The sequence below is a fragment of the Alteromonas sp. CNT1-28 genome, from assembly GCF_022348345.1.
GTDB lineage: Bacteria > Pseudomonadota > Gammaproteobacteria > Enterobacterales > Alteromonadaceae > Alteromonas > Alteromonas macleodii.
The window spans coordinates 196,605-214,504 of the sequence record NZ_JAKREZ010000006.1 but is presented as its reverse complement, the minus strand read 5'-3'; the positions used below and the strand labels follow the sequence as shown (position 1 = coordinate 214,504).

Here is a 17,900-nt window from a genome sequence, read left to right as displayed (position 1 = left end):
TTAATTAACTAGGGCTTGTGCAGCTTGAAATCAAGCTTACTGCCACTAATTGCCTCCGTCTTTGATGTGTTGTGCATATAAAAGTGCATTTTTTTGTCTGAATGGTTGGTAATTACGACAGAAGTGCTTAGAATTGAGCGCTTATATAAATAGTAATAGCGAGTGAAAGCTACATTAACTCTTTGCCAAGAAGTAATGTGCATTATCACTGTTTTTTTAAACGTTATGTCGAACTAACCGAGACGGACGTCGTCTTACTTGGGTTTAAAAGCAACATACAACAAAACAGGCCGCCCATTAACGCATGAAAAACACCTGCGCCATGCTTGTTTCCGCGACTCTTTTGCCTACAGTCGCGTTTGCACAGGAAACGACAGCTTCAAATTCTAAACCAACGTCAGATGCAGCCCCTCTTGCATTCTGCTCAGTCGAACCTGTTACTTTCAGTAGCCAGGCATTAATGCCCAAAGGCCACGTTAAAGTTGAAGCTAACCGTACTGAAATTATCCAAGATACCGTAGCGCTGTTTTCTGGTAATGTTGATATCACGTCAGATACTGCGGTAATTAGTGCATCTCAAGCACAAATTAACGGAAGTGGCAGAGACCTTATTGCGAAAGGCGACGTAACGTATCAAGACTCGCAGTTAAAAGTAGAAAGTGATGCCGTGACCCTTCGCTCTGAAGAAGAGCGCTTAGAAATGCAAAATACCCGCTATCAGCTGACGGGTTTTGTGGGTCAGGGAGCCGCAAAAGATATTGTATTAGATACAGACACGGGAATTGTGCTCAAAGAAGTTAGCTTCACTACGTGTCCTGAAGGCGATGAAGACTGGCTAATACGCGCCAGTGAAATTAGTTTGGAAAAAGGGACCGTATGGGGCCAAGCCAAACACACACGCTTCTACATTGCCGATGTTCCAGTGTTTTATTTACCGTATTTTGCGTTCCCTGTTAGCAACGAGCGCCAAACGGGCTTATTGTTTCCAGAGTTAACAAGTTCAAGCAGAACGGGCGTCGACTATACGCAGCCTTTTTACTGGAACATTGCCCCCAACTATGACATGACCATCTCACCGCGATTGATGACCCTTCGCGGTCTTCAGCTGAATACTGAGTTCCGTTATCTAACGGAGCGTAGCCAAGGCAAAGCGTACGTGGAGTACTTGCCGAGCGACTCAGATATTAGTGGGAACCCTGACCGATATTTTTATCGCTTGGAGCATCAAGGGCTTATAGCTGACAACTGGTTACTAAACGTTGATTTCAACGGATTAAGTGACGACAACTATTTAGTTGACCTTGGTTCAGATTATTATAGTCGCGCTGACACCCACCTATATCGTAGCGTTGGATTAAGTTACTACTCGCAAAATCTATCCGTAAATATGCAGATAAAAGATTTTGAAGTACTGGGTAATACTGCAGATAGCTATCGCGCCGTACCTGAGATCAAAATCAACTACAACAAAGCGTTAGGTGAATATCTAGAGTTCAACCTAGACTCAGAAGTCGCACACTTTGACAACACTCTCGATACCGCTCCAACGGCCACTCGTTTTCACGTTGCACCTACTTTAGCGGTGCCGCTTCGCGCAGCATGGGGTGAACTTGTCGCAGAAACCACGCTTTTTCAAACGGTTTATCAACAAGACAATGTTGAAGGAACTGACTTAAAAGAAGATGTTGAACGCACATTAGGACAAGCTCGCCTTTATGGCGCATTATACTTTGAAAGGGATAAATCGTGGTTCAGCGACGATATGTCGATGACTTTAGAGCCAAAGATTCAATATCTTTATACATCGTATGAAGACCAAACTGCGATTGGATTCTATGACTCAACGCCGCTGTTAACCGACGTTGAAGGGTTGTTTAGAGGTCAGGAGTTTACTGGTCTTGATAGGATAAGCGATAACAACCAAATCACCCTTGGCGCGACCACACGCATGTTGGATAAAAACAATCGGGAACAATTTGTTCTTAGTGTGGGTCAGATATTCTACCTTGAAGATAACAAAGTCATTGCGGCAACCAAGAATCAAGATCGTTCAGCGCTCGCCGCTGAAGTGGATTGGCGCTTTAATAAAAACTGGTTCTTCCATTCTGATGTGCAAGTGACCACTGACACAGACAAAGTTGACTTAAGCAGTGTGGGTATTGAATACCGCAAGGATGATTCGCGCTTTATTCAATTAAGTCATCGCTATGTTCGCGATCTCAGTGGTGAAACCATAGATCAAATTGGTATTTCGGCAAGCTGGCCTATTTCTGAAAATTGGCAGTGGGTTGGCCGTACTTACCGAGATCTTGAACGCAATAGAAGTGTAGAAACCTATGCAGGTATCCAGTATGAGTCATGCTGTTGGGCGGTGCGATTAGTTGCGCAGCGCAGTCTGAACAACCGTTACAATGCTAGCGGCGAACAGACAACAGACGATTTTGATTCTGGAATATCGCTACAATTTATTTTCAAAGGCATCGGGTCATCTGGTACCCAAAGAAGCATGCTTCAAGACGGTATGTTTGGCTATCGTCAGCCTTATAGTTTAAATTAACCCGCAGTTGAGCGCTTACAGCGCTTAAATGCAATCAACCAATAATAAAAGAGTGTGTATGAAGTTCATTATCCGTGCATTGATGTTAGGTGCCCTACTCTCGTTTAACAGTGTTGCGCAAGAGGTCATGCTTGACCGCGTGGCCGTAATTGTTGACCAAGGTGTTGTGCTTGAAAGCGAAATTGATGCCCTTGTACAAGACGTTAAACGCAACGCAGAAGCTAATAATCAACAGCTACCGTCAGATCGTGCGCTTCGTACACAGGCAATTGAGCGTTTAATCACTAAGAGCCTTCAGCTTCAAATGGCAGAGCGTATGGGTATTCGCATTAGCGATCCACAGCTAGAGCAAACCATTAGCAACATTGCAGCGAATCAAAATGCAACGATTGAAGAACTTCGTGCCCAATTAGCGGCAGAAGGTATTGCATACGATGATTACCGCGAAGACATTCGCGAAGAAGTTATCATGGGTGAAGTTCGCCGTGCTAACGTACGTCGCCGTGTTTATATTACACCTCAAGAAATTGAAACCTTGATTGACCTGATGGAACAGCAAGGCGCTACTCAAGCTGAATATCGCTTAGGTCACATTCTTATTGGTTTCCCGCCAGAGCCTACAGATGAAGATATTCAATCGGCACGTGAGCGTGCAGACAAAGTCATTTCACTATTAGAGTCAGGCTCTGATTTTGCTAAAATCGCCATTGCGTCATCATCAGGTAACGAAGCGCTCGAAGGCGGTGACATGGGCTGGCTTAACATTAACGCCATGCCGACGCTTTTTGCTGAAGCTATTCAAAACAAAGACAAAGATGCTCTTGTTGGACCTATTCGAAGCGGTGCAGGCTTTCATATCCTAAAAGTATTAGATACGCGCGGTATTGAGAAAGTCACGGTGGAAGAAGTAAACTCTCGCCACATTCTTGTTAAGCCGTCAATCATTCTTAGCGAAGACAAAGCTAAAGCCATGCTAAACCGCTTCAAGGAAGAGGTGAAAAATGGTGAAGCTGATTTTGCAGAGCTAGCTAAAGAGCATTCAGAAGATCCTGGTTCAGCCCTTCGCGGTGGCGAGCTTGGCTGGTCGGATCCAAATAATTACGTGCCTGAGTTTAAAGACGCACTTGCACAGCTTGAGCCTGGAGAATTTAGTGAACCTGTTCGTACCGTGCACGGCTGGCATTTAATTCAGCTTATTGAACGTCGTATTGATGACGCTACCGATAAGCGCAAAGAAGATAAAGCTTACCAGCTTATCTTCAACCGTAAATTTTCAGAGGAAACCGAGAACTGGTTACGTGAGATGCGTGATGCCGCTTACGTAGAAGTTGTCGACTCGTAACAATAAGTTATTCATGAGTACACCAATTAAAATAGCAATAACGCCGGGAGAACCGGCAGGTATCGGGCCAGATTTGATCATAAAACTGGCCCAGGAAGCATGGCAAGCGCAGCTTGTCGTGTTTGCCGATGGCGAAATGCTCAAAGCACGAGCAAGCGCCTTGGGGCTGCCATTAACGCTAATCGATTACGATGCCACTAACCCGCAAATTCAAGATGCGGGTTCGTTGTTTATAAAGCAAATAGATAAATCCGTTGACGTTACGCCAGGCGAGCTTGATAGCGAAAACGGGTTATACGTAGTAGAAACTCTGCGCCAGGCATGTCAGGCAAATATGGATGGCGACTTCGACGCCGTCGTTACCGGCCCCGTACACAAAGGCATTATCAACAAAGCAGGGGTATCATTCAGCGGTCATACTGAGTTTTTTGCGTATCAGTCCAATACCATTGATGTGGTTATGCTTCTGGCAACTGAAGGTCTTAATGTAGCGCTTGCCACCACGCATATTCCCCTTGAGTATGTAGCGAAAGCTATCACCCGAGAGCGTCTTCATAAGGTCATTCATATCATCAACACCGACCTTAAATTGAAGTTTGGCGTTAAAGAACCTCACATTTATGTGTGTGGCTTGAACCCTCACGCGGGTGAAGATGGTCACATTGGCACTGAAGAAATTCATACCATCATTCCGGCGCTTAACGAACTAAGAGAAGAAGGCTTAAAGATCACAGGCCCTCTACCTGCAGACACCATATTTCAACCCAAATATCTGGAAAATGCTGACGTAGTGCTGGCTATGTATCACGACCAAGGCTTACCCGTGCTAAAATATAAGGGTTTTGGGGCTTCAGTGAATATCACGCTAGGGTTACCTTTCGTTCGTACATCGGTAGATCACGGTACTGCATTAGACTTAGCAGGAACAGGTGAAGCCGACGCCGGTAGTTTCAGAAAAGCATTGGAAAAAGCCATCGAGCTTGCACATCATCAACAATGAGTAAAACACACTTAGGCCATACGGCCAGAAAGCGATTCGGACAAAACTTCCTTCACGATGATTACGTGATAGGCAAGATTGTTGCGGCCATCGCGCCAAAAAATGAACAAAACCTGGTAGAAATTGGACCCGGTTTAGGCGCATTAACAGATCCTGTTTGTGAAGAAGTAGATGCACTCACAGTCATTGAGCTAGACAGAGATCTTGCTAAGCGATTGAGACACCATCCATTTAACGGCAATAAGCTAACGGTTATTGAACAAGATGCAATGACCATGGACTTTGGCGCCCTTTCTAAAGAAATGCCAGTCAAAGACAAAAAGCTTCGCGTATTTGGTAACTTGCCCTACAACATTTCGACACCACTAATGTTTCACCTTTTTGATCATGCTCACTGCATAGAAGATATGCACTTTATGCTTCAAAAAGAAGTGGTAAACCGCTTAGCAGCAGGACCAGGTTCTAAAAATTACGGCAGGCTTTCCGTAATGGCGCAGTATTACTGCCACGTTATTCCGGTACTCAATGTTCCGCCGGGTGCCTTTAAGCCACCCCCGAAGGTTGATTCTGCAGTAGTGAAGCTAGTGCCGCATCAGGCTCCGCCAGTAGACGTTGAGTCTGTAAATACGCTTGAGCGCGTCTGTGCGCAAGCGTTCAACCAGCGCCGAAAAACCATTCGCAACTCGCTGAAAGACAGTTTAAGTGAAGAGGAGATCCGTGAGCTAGGTATCGATCCTACCTCTCGCGCAGAAGTATTATCACTTAACAATTTTGCCACAATAGCAAACGCTGTGTCGGCAAAAGAGCACCAACAAGAGCAGTAAGTTCTCTATGGATGTACTTGATATTAAGGTGCGGGTGAAAACCCGTCACCTTCCCGACCACCTTCCGTCAGATTCAAAGCAATTTGCCTTCGCGTACCACATTACGATTGAGAACAATAGCGACCATACGGTGCAATTACTCAGTCGCTACTGGAAAATTACCGATGCAAATGGCAAAACATCAGAAGTTGAAGGTGATGGGGTTGTAGGCAAGCAACCTATCATGAAAGCGGGCGAGCATTTTGACTATACCAGTGGCGCTGTCATTGACACACCGGTTGGGAATATGGAAGGCTACTATGTAATGGAATTAGAGAGCGGCGAGCGTTTTCGCGTTCCTATCGACGTTTTCCGATTAGCCATTCCAAGTATTCTTCATTAAGGTTTCTATGTCGCAAGGTAACACGTACGTCATTGGTGATATACAAGGCTGTTACGATGGTCTTCGTCGCGCGTTAGATAAAGTAAAATTCGACGAAGAAAACGATACGCTACTCGCAGTAGGTGATTTAGTTGCTCGAGGAGAAGATTCTTTGAGCACATTGCGCTTTTTAAAGTCTCTCGGCAGCCAGTTTAGCAGTGTTTTAGGAAACCACGACCTTCACTTACTTGCCGTTGTAAACGGCATCCGCAAAGCAAAAAAATCCGACAAATTAGAGCCTCTACTTAATGCTTCAGACTTGGCCGAACTTATTGACTGGTTGCGTCAGTTCCCGTTGGCAATGAAGTTAGATGAGCAATCAGTAATGGTGCATGCTGGACTCTATCCTAAATGGTCTATCGATGAGTGCGTTTCACTTAGTGACGAAGTTAGCAACATCCTAAAATCCGACAATTACGCTGCTTTTCTTTCAGAAATGTATGGTAATAAACCCAACAACTGGTCAGATAAACTTAAGGGTGATGAGCGACTGCGTTTTATTGTGAATGCGTGTACGCGCATGCGTTTTGTTCATACCGATGGCACACTCGATTTTGATAACAAATCTCATCCCAGCGCAGTATCCCACAGCACTAGTAGCACGTTAAAACCATGGTTTGAAGTAGAGAATAAAAAGCTCGGTGATGATCAACGAGTGGTATTTGGGCATTGGGCAGCTCTGTCGGGCCAAACAAACAGTCATCAATTTATCGGCTTAGATACAGGATATGTTTGGGGGCAAAGCATGACTTTGCTAAACCTGAACTCCGCTTCGCTTGTGAGTGTTTCTGCCTAAAACCAGAGTTTACTGGCTCCGCAATTATCCAATTCGCACATGTTTACGTGTATAATTTGACGCACCAACTGGTATTACCAGTTAAACTTTCTACACTTAAGTGCTAAATAAAATAAACATTAAGTTATTGTAGCCGATACACTTACTTACGATAGTAACGATAATGTCTCATTATCTACTCAGTAATTGAGCAAACTAGCTTCTTTAATCGCTATATTTTGTTAGCTGAGACGGGTAATATCGTTAGGGATAAAAATAAAAAACACTCATCCAGGAGTTCCGATGAAAATAACGGTAGCCACACGCGTAATCGGGGGATTTGTAGCGATTAGCGCACTTCTGATCGTCATTAGTGTTGTTTCACTTTATAACCTCAACTCAATAGGCTCAGCAACGGAAGAAGTAAATGACGTTGCATTACCCACAGTAGCAGGCAGCAATGCACTTAAAGCCAGCTTTCTCAATATGGGCCGACTTACCTTCGAGAGCTACATCGAAGAAGATCTAAATGGCTTAAAAGACAAACGAGCGTCTTTTAACTCTGCCAAAGACACCTTTGAGAGTGAATATAAGAAACTGGCGCAGGCCGTTAATAACGAGCCAGAACTAAAGAGCACGCTGAATACTGTACGTGAATCATATGAAGCATATATCACCAATGTTGAAGCGATGTACAAAAATCACCAAATGTACCTTGATATACGCAACACAATTCAAGACAGACTGGGTGACGCCGAAGACAACGCAGACGATGCATCTACCTACCTTCTAGATTTCTCAGACTTAGATGCTGTTCAGCGCGACCCTAACCTACGACGTGCGGCAGAAATCGGCGGCCAACTTGAGACGTCGCTGCTTTCTTTGCTCACGGTTTCATACGAGTACATTAAGACAGAGACACTGGTTCGTTCGCAGACGCTAGGCAACGAAGTTGATTTGGTTGTCGAGAAAGTGGTCACGCAATTAAGCGACATGATGCAAACTGCGGGCGGTCGCGATGATTCTGGTACTCTTGATGACATTAACGACTTGGTTAACAACGCAATCAATGCGATTAAAGCTAACGATGGCGTGGTTCAGCTTCATGTTGATCGTCTAGAGCGTAGAAATGATGCTGAAAAAGCGCTTAACGCTTCAGACTCAAATATCGCGCAAGCGGTTGTCGCTCTTGAAAACCTGCTCAACCTTGCAGACAAGAAAGCGACACATGTAGAAAGTCAGGTTAACGGCGCCATTGCGACGGGCAACACGTTCGTTATTGTGGTTGTTATTATCTCGATTGCAGTAGCAGCATTTATTGGCTACGTGACCGTTCGCGCAATCACACGTCCGCTTTATCGTGTAAATGAACTTCTGACGGTGGCTTCATCGGGTGACCTTACTCACCGTCTAGACGATTCGGCGCAAGACGAATTTGGTCTTTTAGCCCGAAACTGCAATACGCTAATTGGAAACCTGAAGGAGCTCATTACAGCCATTAACGTTCGTGCTGAACAGCTGGCAGCCGCCTCAGAACAAACGTCTGCAGTGACGGCGCAAACGACGCATTCAATTCAGGATCAGAAATCACAAATTGGCCAAGTAGCAACAGCAACCACAGAAATGCACTCTACGTCGCAGCTGGTTGTGCAAAACGCTGAAGATACGCTAAGTCAAATTCGCCATGCGGATGCTGAGGCTGAGAACGTGCGCCAAATCTCTCTAGAGAATAAGAACACCATTGAGATCTTATCTCGTGACGTTCAAGAAGCGGCAGACGTTATCAATAAGCTTCATCAAGACAGCGCAAGCATTGGTGGCATCTTAGACGTTATCCGTGGTGTTGCAGATCAAACCAACCTGCTCGCCTTGAATGCTGCTATTGAGGCAGCGCGTGCTGGTGAACAAGGTCGAGGCTTTGCGGTTGTTGCTGATGAAGTAAGAACCCTCGCCAGCCGAACTCAAGAATCGACACAAGAAATCAACGCAATGATTGAAGTGCTTCAAGCGGGTGCTGAAAAAGCGGTATCGGTGATGAATCAAGGTAAAGAGCAAACTGCGGCGTGTGTGGCACAAACTGAAAAGGCTACACAGGCGTTGGATATCATCTCAGACGCCGTTCACAAAGCCCATGACGTGAGCTCTCAAATTGAGCAGTCTGCCCGTGAACAGAATACGGTATCACAAGAGATCAGCGAAAAGCTTGAAACTATTGTGGGTATCGCTGAAGAGACGACAGCTGGAGCACAGCAAACGTCTGAGTCTAGCCATGAAGTGGCTCGACTTGCTGAAGAGTTACAACAGTCTATCAGACAGTTTAAAGTGTAACGCTTTTTGCAAACCTGTTTTAAGAAGGGGCTTTTAGCCCCTTTTTTGTGTCCGACAATTAATCTGGCACACTTTAGGAATGCATAGATAGTTACTTTAGAACCGTTTAACTGAGCATTAATCGGCTTTAATTCGTATAAGGACTATTCGTAACAAACCACTAAAAAAGAATGATATTTTCCCGTTTTCGCTTGCCTCTTTTCATTACTACTTTATTGGTGTCAACAATGATCCAGGCTGAGCCATCATATTACAAAGATACAGAAACCCTTCCCTATTCCATTAAGACCCTTGATGAAGATATTGAAGTGAGGCATTACAATGAAGCGTTAGGCGTAATGTCTAGTGGGAATGAAGATAACGGAGCATTTCAACTACTCTTTAATTATATCTCTGGTGAGAATACATCCAGTAGCAATGTGTCAATGACGTCCCCCGTAGAAGTTGGAAAGCGCTCTCAAGAAATTGCAATGACCTCTCCTGTCGAAGTCTCATCTTCAGAAACAATGATGTTTTTCTTGCCCAGCAAATATGACATTAAAAGCGCTCCTGTGCCTACGCACAAAGATGTATCGCTGGTTACTGTACCAGCGAGAACGGTAGCCGCTATTCGTTATTCAGGTTTCAACAAGGACAGCGATAAGAAGCAGTATACGAATAAACTGCTTAAAGCCCTTAGGGACAATAATATTGAGCTTGATGGTGAACCTAGCTATATGGGCTACGACTCGCCTTTCACCCTACCGTGGAATAAACGTCACGAAATCATTGTACCGGTCGACATTTTGAAATCATCTACAAACTGATGTGAAATAAAAACGGCCGCCTTTAAGGCGACCGATTTTTGGGGTCATTCAGCACAGTAGGTGCTTATTCAAATAACGCCGTGTGAAGCTTGCGAACCACGTCGTCACTGTCGGTCTCGTTAACCAAGAACGATAGGTTGTGCGGGTTGGCGCCAAAGCAAATCATACGCAGGTTGAAATCTGAAACCGCAGCTAAAATCTTGCTAGAAACACCAACAGCGGTTTGCATGTTGTTACCTACAACCGTGACAAGGTCGTAACCTTTTTCTACTTTCACATCACAGATAGTTTCAAGTTCAGCAATGGTTTCTTTGTTTAGTCGCTGAGCCACAGAGTTTGCAGGGTTATCAAGGGTAAAAGATACCGAGATTTCTGATGTGGTAACCAAATCAACACTTAGCTTGTGCTTAGCGATGATGGCAAATACCTGCTGTAGGAAGCCTTGCGCATACATCATCTTCGGAGTTTTCACTGTCACCATTACCTGCTCTTTACGGCGAGTAATAGCTCGATACGGTGGTTCGTGCTCACAATCACGCACAATCCATGTACCGCCCTTTTCTGGCTCCTTACTAGAGCCTACAAACACCTTAATGTCCTTGCGAAGTGCAGGCTCCATAGTGGCAGGATGTAGTACCTTGGCACCAAAGGTGGCCATTTCCGCCGCTTCTTCAAAGCTGAGTTCAGGTAACGGATGAGCAGCTGGCGTGATGCGCGGGTCAGTTGTGTACACCCCTGTTACGTCAGTCCAAATCTCACACGATTCGGCATCAAGCGCTTCAGCAAGTAGCGCCGCCGTAAAATCTGAACCACCACGACCTAGCGTTGTAGTACGGCCTTCCTCGTCAGCACCAACAAAGCCTTGAGTAACCACTATCGCGTCTTTAATTTCAGGTGCCAGCAATTGTTTAGACAGCTTTTCGATTTCTTCGATTTGCGGCGCACCTTCTCCAAACTCACTGTCCGTACGTAACACCTTACGTACGTCAAAGTTCATGGTTTTTACGCCCTGCTCTGCAAGCACTGAAGAGAACATCAGCGATGACATCCGCTCACCCATTGAAAGCAGCTGATCTTTTAAATCATCGCGGTGAAGGATTTCTTCATGAAACGCTAAGCTTCGCATTTCATCTAACAAGTCGTTGAGTTTTGGCTCAACCGCGTCTTTATCTTTCAACTTGTTAAGAATGGCAAGCTCAATATTGATAATGGCCTGACAGGTCTCTTCAATTTGCTGTTGCGTCATAGGTGTGTGCGCTAAGCTTACCAGGTGATTGGTTACACCTGCCGCAGCGCTCACTACCACAATGCGCGTTTTGTCATTACCGGCAACAATTCGGGCGCAGTTTTGCATTACTTCGTAATTCGCAACGCTAGTTCCACCGAACTTAGCTATCGATAAGGCATTTGTCACTATATTTAACTCCAGAATAAAACTAGCATTTCGCTAGCAGCAACCGCGCCTTTTGCGCGGTTAATCAATCGTTATTTGGTCGCCTACTTTTATATTATTCTCGGCAAACCACCCTTGGTTCATTTCCAACGCGTAAAGTACCTCTTTCGATGATCCGACCGACTCCAAACTATGCGGAGTGAGAGGTTTTATATCCGTTATTACGCCTTTTCTGTCGATAAATGCTACGTCTAGAGGAACAAAGGTATTTTTCATCCACATGCCCGCAAACTTTGGGCTAGAAAACTTAAAAAACATACCGCAGTCTTCACACAAGGCTTTGCGAAACATAAGGCCCTGTGCGCGTTGTTCAAAGGTTTTGGCATACTCAACTTCATAGTGCTTGCCGCCAATCTCAAGTGTAATGGATTCAAAGTCCACTGAATTCAGCGACGATACAGGGTCAACCTGCGCTTTTGCACACCCTAAGGTTAATACAAGTGCAGCAACAATAAAGAAAGATTTTCCCATTAGACATTCCTTTTCGCCATAAAAAAAGCCGGTCACCTTAACGGTCACCGGCTTTGTAGTTTATACACTATTTTAAGCAACATTCAATGTTGGAATAATGCGCGCTTTTGCTTCTTCCTCAGCCTTTTTAAAGCTAGGCATTTTGTCGAAGTTTAAGTAGCGGAATACTTCACCCGACATTGCGTTAATTTTGCTAGCGTATTCCATGTACTCTTCAGCAGTTGGAATGCGCCCAACAATGGCACCCACTGCAGCAAGCTCTGCTGAGGTCAAATATACATTCGCCCCATCGCCCAGGCGGTTAGGGAAGTTACGAGTAGACGTTGAAAGCACCGTTGTGCCCGCATCCACCCGTGCTTGGTTACCCATACATAGTGAGCAGCCGGGCATTTCTGTACGTACGCCTACGCGACCATAAATATTGTAATAGCCCTCTTCCATTAACTGGGCTTTGTCCATCTTAGTCGGTGGTGACATCCATAAACGGGTTGGCAGTGTTTTGTTGTATTGCTCAAGTAGCTTACCGGCTGCGCGGAAGTGACCAATGTTTGTCATACATGAACCAATGAAGACCTCGTCTACCTTATCGCCTGCAACGTCAGATAAGGTTTTCGCATCGTCAGGATCATTAGGGCAGCACACAATTGGCTCTTTAATATCGTTAAGGTCAATTTCGATTACCTCAGCGTACTCAGCATCTGCATCGGCGCGCATCAACTCTGGGTTAGCTAACCATTCTTCCATTTTCTGCGCGCGACGCTCTAAGGTACGTGGGTCGCCATAACCTTCGTTAATCATCCAGCGTAGCATGGTAATGTTTGAACGCAGGTATTCAGCAATCGACGCTTCAGATAAGTTGATAGTACAACCGGCTGCTGAACGCTCCGCCGATGCGTCAGAAAGCTCGAACGCCTGTTCTACGGTTAAGTTCTCTAGTCCTTCGATTTCTAAAATACGGCCAGAGAAGGCGTTGATCTTGCCTTTTTTCTCTACCGTTAACAGCCCTTGTTTGATGGCGTATAGCGGAATGGCGTGTACTAGGTCGCGTAGCGTAATGCCCGGCTGCATTTCTCCCTTAAATCGCACCAATACCGACTCGGGCATATCCAGCGGCATAACGCCAGTAGCCGCAGCGAACGCGACTAGGCCAGAACCCGCAGGAAATGAAATACCCAATGGGAAACGAGTATGCGAGTCACCACCCGTGCCTACTGTGTCAGGCAGCAGCATGCGGTTTAACCAGCTGTGTATAATGCCGTCACCAGGACGAAGCGATACGCCACCGCGGTTCATTATAAAATCAGGCAGCGTGTGCTGCGTTTCTATATCCACCGGCTTTGGGTAAGCGGCGGTGTGACAGAATGACTGCATGGTTAAATCGGCAGTAAAGCCAAGACAGGCTAGGTCTTTAAGCTCATCGCGGGTCATTGGCCCTGTGGTATCTTGCGAGCCCACGGTTGTCATTTTAGGTTCGCAGTAGGTGCCTGGGCGAATACCGTCGACACCGCACGCCTTACCCACCATTTTCTGCGCTAACGAGAAACCCGCGCCGCTGTCTTTTGGCTGTTCAGGCGTACGGAATAAATCCGTTGGGCCTAAACCTAGTGTCTCACGCGCCTTCTCGGTAAGGCCACGGCCAATAATCAGGTTGATACGTCCACCTGCGCGCACTTCATCCAGAATCACCTTCGACTTATAGCTGTATTCTGCAAGAAGTTCACCGGTTTCATGGTTGGTGATTTTTCCTTCAAACGGATAGATGTCTATCACATCACCCATGTTCATTTTTTCCACATCGGCTTCAAACACCAATGCACCGGCGTCTTCCATTGTGTTAAAGAAGATAGGCGCAACTTTTGAACCAATGCATACACCACCGCCTCGTTTATTAGGCACACCCGGTAAGTCTTCACCAAAGAACCACAATACAGAGTTAGTTGCCGACTTGCGTGACGAGCCGGTTCCAACTACATCACCGACAAACGCTACGGGATACCCCTTACTTTTGACTTCTTCTATTTGCGCCATTGGGCCTTTAACACCTGGCTCTTCTGGCTCTAAACCTTCGCGGGGCATCTTGTAAGCTGCCAGGGCGTGCAGAGGAATATCTGGGCGAGACCATGCGTCAGGGGCTGGCGACAAATCATCAGTGTTAGTTTCACCTGTTACTTTAAACACGGTGTAAGTGATTTTATCGTCCATTAACTTACGCGACGTAAACCACTCACCTTCAGCCCAAGATTTAATGATGTCAGTGGCATGCTCGTTACCCGCTTTGTGCTTTTCTTCCACATCGTGATAAGCGTCAAACATTAAAAGAGTATGTTTCAGCTCTTTCGCTGCCAACGGCGCAAGCGCTTTATCATCAAGTAGCTCCACTAAAGTGGCAATGTTGTAGCCACCGTGCATATTTCCTAGCAGTTCAACGGCTTTCTCTTTAGAGATAAGCTCACAACTGTCTTCACCTTTTGCGATTGCACTTAAAAACCCAGCTTTAACGTAAGCTGCCTCATCAACCCCAGGCGGTACACGTTCTGACAGCAGTTCTAAAAGAAAATCCCCTTCGCCTGCTGGCGGGTTCTTTAATAAATCAACCAGGCCAGCTACCTGTTCAGCGTTAAGCGGTTTAGGTGGAATATTTTGAGCGGCACGTTCTTCAACGTGATTGCGATAGTCTTGTAACACAGTCTCTTCCTCTAAGTTAGCTTGCGCAATGGGAGTAAACGGTCTTGTACGCACTTGACGCAAGGTGTGTTTAATAAATCATCAACAGTATAACTTCACGGGCTCATTTTTTAAATTTAGCGCCCTTTTAATTCACTTATAATCGCTATTCATACCATTACTTTTAAACGACAAAAGCGATTAAAAAGAAATAAGCAAAGTCATTTTAGCAATTAACATGTAGTAAAGTTATAGGGCTTTATGACTTAAAGACAAGGGGCCAATCCGCATAGATAATTACCCACTCAGCGAGAGTTAAAATGTTCGTAATCGCGGCGTGTTACCGCAGGTATAGTGGTTCTACATCAAGGTGACACAATAAAGAGTACGGACATTTAAAACTCGCCCTTCGGGAAGGTCTGGCAAGCTTCCTAGCTTCATTCTGGGAATTTGAAAGGGAACAACCATTCCTGCATTCCCACGCTTTGCTAGGAAACTTGCCAGCGCCTTCTGAGTGGGCACTTATCCATGCGGATTGGTATAACAACAGTAAGTGAGAGGCAGTTCATTGTGACTATACTGGCAGTAAATAATTGTTAATTGGGCAAGTCTGTCTGAGGTCTGGTGCGAAGATAGCTTGCAAACTTTGGCTTTCCATTTTTAGTTAAGCCGTAGTACTTAAAAGTTACCCAGCTACCGATAGCGGGTGGAGATTGGCGCTCATTTTCTGAAAAGCCCGTTCCTAATTTAAATTGAATGCCTTCTCGCGTTTCTACAAGAAGCGAGCCCATCATTCCCTTAAATCGTCCTTTTCCCGGAAGCAATGCCAGTACTTTCCCTTCTGCATCTTCAAAGCGTTTTACTTTGAGCAACATGTCACTTCGCCCGGATGTGTACAGCGCTTGTTCATGATGAAGCATTAACCCTTCTCCGCCTTCCTGGGTTACTTGCTCCAGCTTTTCATCAAGTGAAGCAATAGACGTAAGCTTAAATTGAGGGATAACTGCAAACGTTGGATTAGGTGTAGATTTACTTAGGCTGTTAAGCATGTTGAGTCGCCGACCAAAGGGCTCACCCATCATAGGCATGTCAAAGGCCATAAATCTAACTTTGGCCCAGCGTTTTGCAGATAGAGAATTTGCTGCGGCTACAGTGTCTGCTGAAGACACTGTGCTAGATGAAGCGTTAGCGACAGAATGCAGCTCGATGTTTGTCATCGTTGAAAGCACAATAGAAGCTGTACGTTCAAACTCCCCTCTTCCTATCCAAAGTTCGCCGTCAATAGTGGTTTCTGGCCAGTTGGCGGTGAACCATGTTGGCGCGAATATCTTGTTCCCATTACGGGTAAGTAGTTCAGTACCGTTCCATCTTGCGCGAATACCGTCTAGCTTCTCACTAACCCAATAGTCAGCTACGTTAATATCAGTGCGACTTTGATCGTATTGCTTAGCAAGCTGCAGCTCTTCGACAGTATCGAGCATGTGATTAGCATTAACGTTAGCTATGGCGGTGATTGAAAGTACATATACAGCGGTCAAAAAATTTCGCATCGGCTCTTCCTATAACGTGTTAACCTTTGCTTGCTTTTATGCTTTTAATAGAGAAGCAAAAACAAAGAAGGCAGAGTAAATTACTCTGCCTTCTTTGCTTTTATAACTGTACGTAGGAAGGTTTTTTCGCTTAATCGAAGGTGCTCTAGTCGGTAATAATATCAATAACTGAGATCAGCACGTCTTCAGCAAACGCTTCACCTGCCGTTCTTTCTTTATCACGTCGCAGTTTGTAAGTCTCCAAGCAAGCATTTAGCTGCTCATCGGCGGTGTACACCCCATGAACATCTGCGTTGTTAGCTTGCTCAATACAGCGATCGGTTTGGCCTGTCGTGACGGTACTGCACCCGCTCGTTCCCAAGGCCATTCCAACCATAAAAACCGCAGTGGCGATCCAATTTACGTGTTTAACTGTGCTTTTATGGTTCAAGATAACTTAATCCTTCAATAAAGACTGCAAGCGCTTTTGTCTATTAACATAAACCTGATGGCCATCGTGCTCAGACGTGGAAAGTGCTAAGGCTTGGTTTACGCTTTCCAGCGCTTTTTTGTACTCGCCCATCTGCTCATAACCATAGGCTAAGCCATTATAAGCGTCTGGCGTTTGAGGATACTCAGCAATATCGTATTTAAACAAGGCGATGGCTTTGTCGTAATTTTGTTTACCCACATAGTGATAACCTAATTCGCGAATAACCCATTCCGGCGCGTCGAGTCTCTCGCCTCGCTGCTTTGAAACACGGGCGTAATAGTCTTTAATACTTTTAATATCTCCACTGAACTGCTGTGGCCTTAAATAAGCTGATAAGAACAAATGGTGGTAAGCGCTAAAGGTTGAAGCAGCTGAAACCAAATTATGTGTAACCCCCTCGTAGGCTTCGTTCTCCCATCTTAACCCGGCAGGTTGATTTGCCCGCATTCCAGAAATCATATCGTTATAATATGCGCGCATGGGCGCGCCTTCATTGCCGATAGACGTGTAAATGAAGTGGTCTAAATGATTGGCAGATTTTAAGAATGCAACCGTACTTTTCGCAGATGCGCCATAGTTCCACCACACCGCAGCACTGTAAGTCAGCGCGGCGTTAAAAAGCTCAGGCTTCTGGGAAAGTGCGTACAACGCGAATACACCTCCGGCTGATGCACCCTCTATCACTCGAAAGTCATGCACGCGATATTTCTTCTCTACCATCGGCATAAGCTCAGTGGTTATAAAGGAAAGAAAGTTCGCACCGCCACCGCCATAGCCTACAGGCCCGTTTGGATCTTCATTTGCCGTGGGATATAAATCGCGAAGTCGGTCGGTATTTTCAATGGCGACTATAATGACTTCCGGTGCAGCATTCTGAGATTGCAGCGATTCTAGCACTGCATTCATCATAGTAAGATTTCCCGCACCATCTAGACGATAAATAACGGGGTATTTCTTGTCGGGGTTTTCGGCGTAGCCTTTTGGAAGCTGAACAACCACTTCTCGTTGCTCGTTTAGCACTTTAGATTGGAGTTTCTCTACCTTCAATTCGTAACGCTGGCTGTCGCTGCCTGTTTCGCTGTTAGCCGGAAGGCTCGTGAAAGCAAGAAATAGCAGGGCAATTATAATATGTATTTGTGACTTCAAACTTAAATCCTTTTATAAGACGCTTTGCTTTTCGCAGTAATACTATTTACTTGATTGGGCCAAGCGAACTTTTATTATTATCTATTGTGTA

14 protein-coding genes are annotated in these 17,900 nt (G+C 45.3%); 8 read left to right on the top strand and 6 right to left on the bottom strand.

Annotated elements, in window-relative coordinates; genetic code table 11:
- Window positions 1-304 precede the first annotated feature (304 nt).
- From lptD to MHN02_RS05610, 8 genes are all read left to right on the top strand, one after another.
- On the top strand, window positions 305-2,557 hold the full coding sequence (gene lptD / locus MHN02_RS05645) for an LPS assembly protein LptD (RefSeq protein WP_014975696.1): 2,253 nt from the start codon (window positions 305-307) through the stop codon (window positions 2,555-2,557).
- Between the two features lie 28 nt (window positions 2,558-2,585).
- Window positions 2,586-3,899, top strand: coding sequence for a peptidylprolyl isomerase SurA (surA, locus tag MHN02_RS05640; RefSeq protein WP_258312597.1), 1,314 nt, complete (start codon window positions 2,586-2,588; stop codon window positions 3,897-3,899).
- A gap of 13 nt (window positions 3,900-3,912) precedes the next feature.
- The gene (gene pdxA, locus MHN02_RS05635; RefSeq protein ID WP_014975694.1) at window positions 3,913-4,899 is read left to right on the top strand and encodes a 4-hydroxythreonine-4-phosphate dehydrogenase PdxA; all 987 of its coding nucleotides are present in this window, start codon (window positions 3,913-3,915) and stop codon (window positions 4,897-4,899) included.
- The gene (gene rsmA, locus MHN02_RS05630) at window positions 4,896-5,723 is read left to right on the top strand and encodes a 16S rRNA (adenine(1518)-N(6)/adenine(1519)-N(6))-dimethyltransferase RsmA (RefSeq protein WP_239244992.1); all 828 of its coding nucleotides are present in this window, start codon (window positions 4,896-4,898) and stop codon (window positions 5,721-5,723) included. Before pdxA ends, rsmA begins: the two co-directional genes overlap by 4 nt.
- A gap of 7 nt (window positions 5,724-5,730) precedes the next feature.
- Window positions 5,731-6,105 carry a Co2+/Mg2+ efflux protein ApaG gene (gene apaG, locus MHN02_RS05625; protein WP_014948307.1) on the top strand — a complete coding sequence of 125 codons (375 nt, stop codon included), beginning with the start codon at window positions 5,731-5,733 and terminating at the stop codon, window positions 6,103-6,105.
- Between the two features lie 7 nt (window positions 6,106-6,112).
- Entirely contained in the window at window positions 6,113-6,940 is an 828-nt protein-coding gene (locus tag MHN02_RS05620) for a symmetrical bis(5'-nucleosyl)-tetraphosphatase (protein WP_156085947.1), read from the top strand.
- A 282-nt stretch (window positions 6,941-7,222) separates the two neighbouring features.
- Window positions 7,223-9,247, top strand: a complete 2,025-nt coding sequence (locus tag MHN02_RS05615) for a methyl-accepting chemotaxis protein (RefSeq protein ID WP_239244990.1) — start codon at window positions 7,223-7,225, stop codon at window positions 9,245-9,247.
- Window positions 9,248-9,474: 227 nt separating this feature from the next.
- Window positions 9,475-10,053, top strand: coding sequence for a heme-binding protein (locus MHN02_RS05610; protein WP_239244988.1), 579 nt, complete (start codon window positions 9,475-9,477; stop codon window positions 10,051-10,053).
- A gap of 64 nt (window positions 10,054-10,117) precedes the next feature.
- On the opposite strand, the gene lysC is transcribed toward MHN02_RS05610, so the two are convergent.
- From lysC to MHN02_RS05580, 6 genes are all read right to left on the bottom strand, one after another.
- Window positions 10,118-11,467 (bottom strand): lysine-sensitive aspartokinase 3, encoded by a 1,350-nt coding sequence (gene lysC / locus MHN02_RS05605; RefSeq protein WP_014948303.1) that lies wholly within the window; start codon window positions 11,465-11,467, stop codon window positions 10,118-10,120.
- Between the two features lie 60 nt (window positions 11,468-11,527).
- Window positions 11,528-11,977, bottom strand: coding sequence for a DUF192 domain-containing protein (locus MHN02_RS05600; protein WP_014948302.1), 450 nt, complete (start codon window positions 11,975-11,977; stop codon window positions 11,528-11,530).
- Window positions 11,978-12,049: 72 nt separating this feature from the next.
- The gene (gene acnB, locus MHN02_RS05595; RefSeq protein ID WP_239244986.1) at window positions 12,050-14,662 is read right to left on the bottom strand and encodes a bifunctional aconitate hydratase 2/2-methylisocitrate dehydratase; all 2,613 of its coding nucleotides are present in this window, start codon (window positions 14,660-14,662) and stop codon (window positions 12,050-12,052) included.
- 575 nt (window positions 14,663-15,237) lie between these two features.
- Window positions 15,238-16,191, bottom strand: a complete 954-nt coding sequence (locus tag MHN02_RS05590) for a DNA ligase (RefSeq protein WP_039224538.1) — start codon at window positions 16,189-16,191, stop codon at window positions 15,238-15,240.
- A 145-nt stretch (window positions 16,192-16,336) separates the two neighbouring features.
- Entirely contained in the window at window positions 16,337-16,621 is a 285-nt protein-coding gene (locus MHN02_RS05585; RefSeq protein ID WP_239244983.1) for a DNA ligase, read from the bottom strand.
- A gap of 6 nt (window positions 16,622-16,627) precedes the next feature.
- Window positions 16,628-17,809 (bottom strand): alpha/beta hydrolase-fold protein, encoded by a 1,182-nt coding sequence (locus MHN02_RS05580; protein WP_239244980.1) that lies wholly within the window; start codon window positions 17,807-17,809, stop codon window positions 16,628-16,630.
- Window positions 17,810-17,900 lie beyond the last annotated feature (91 nt).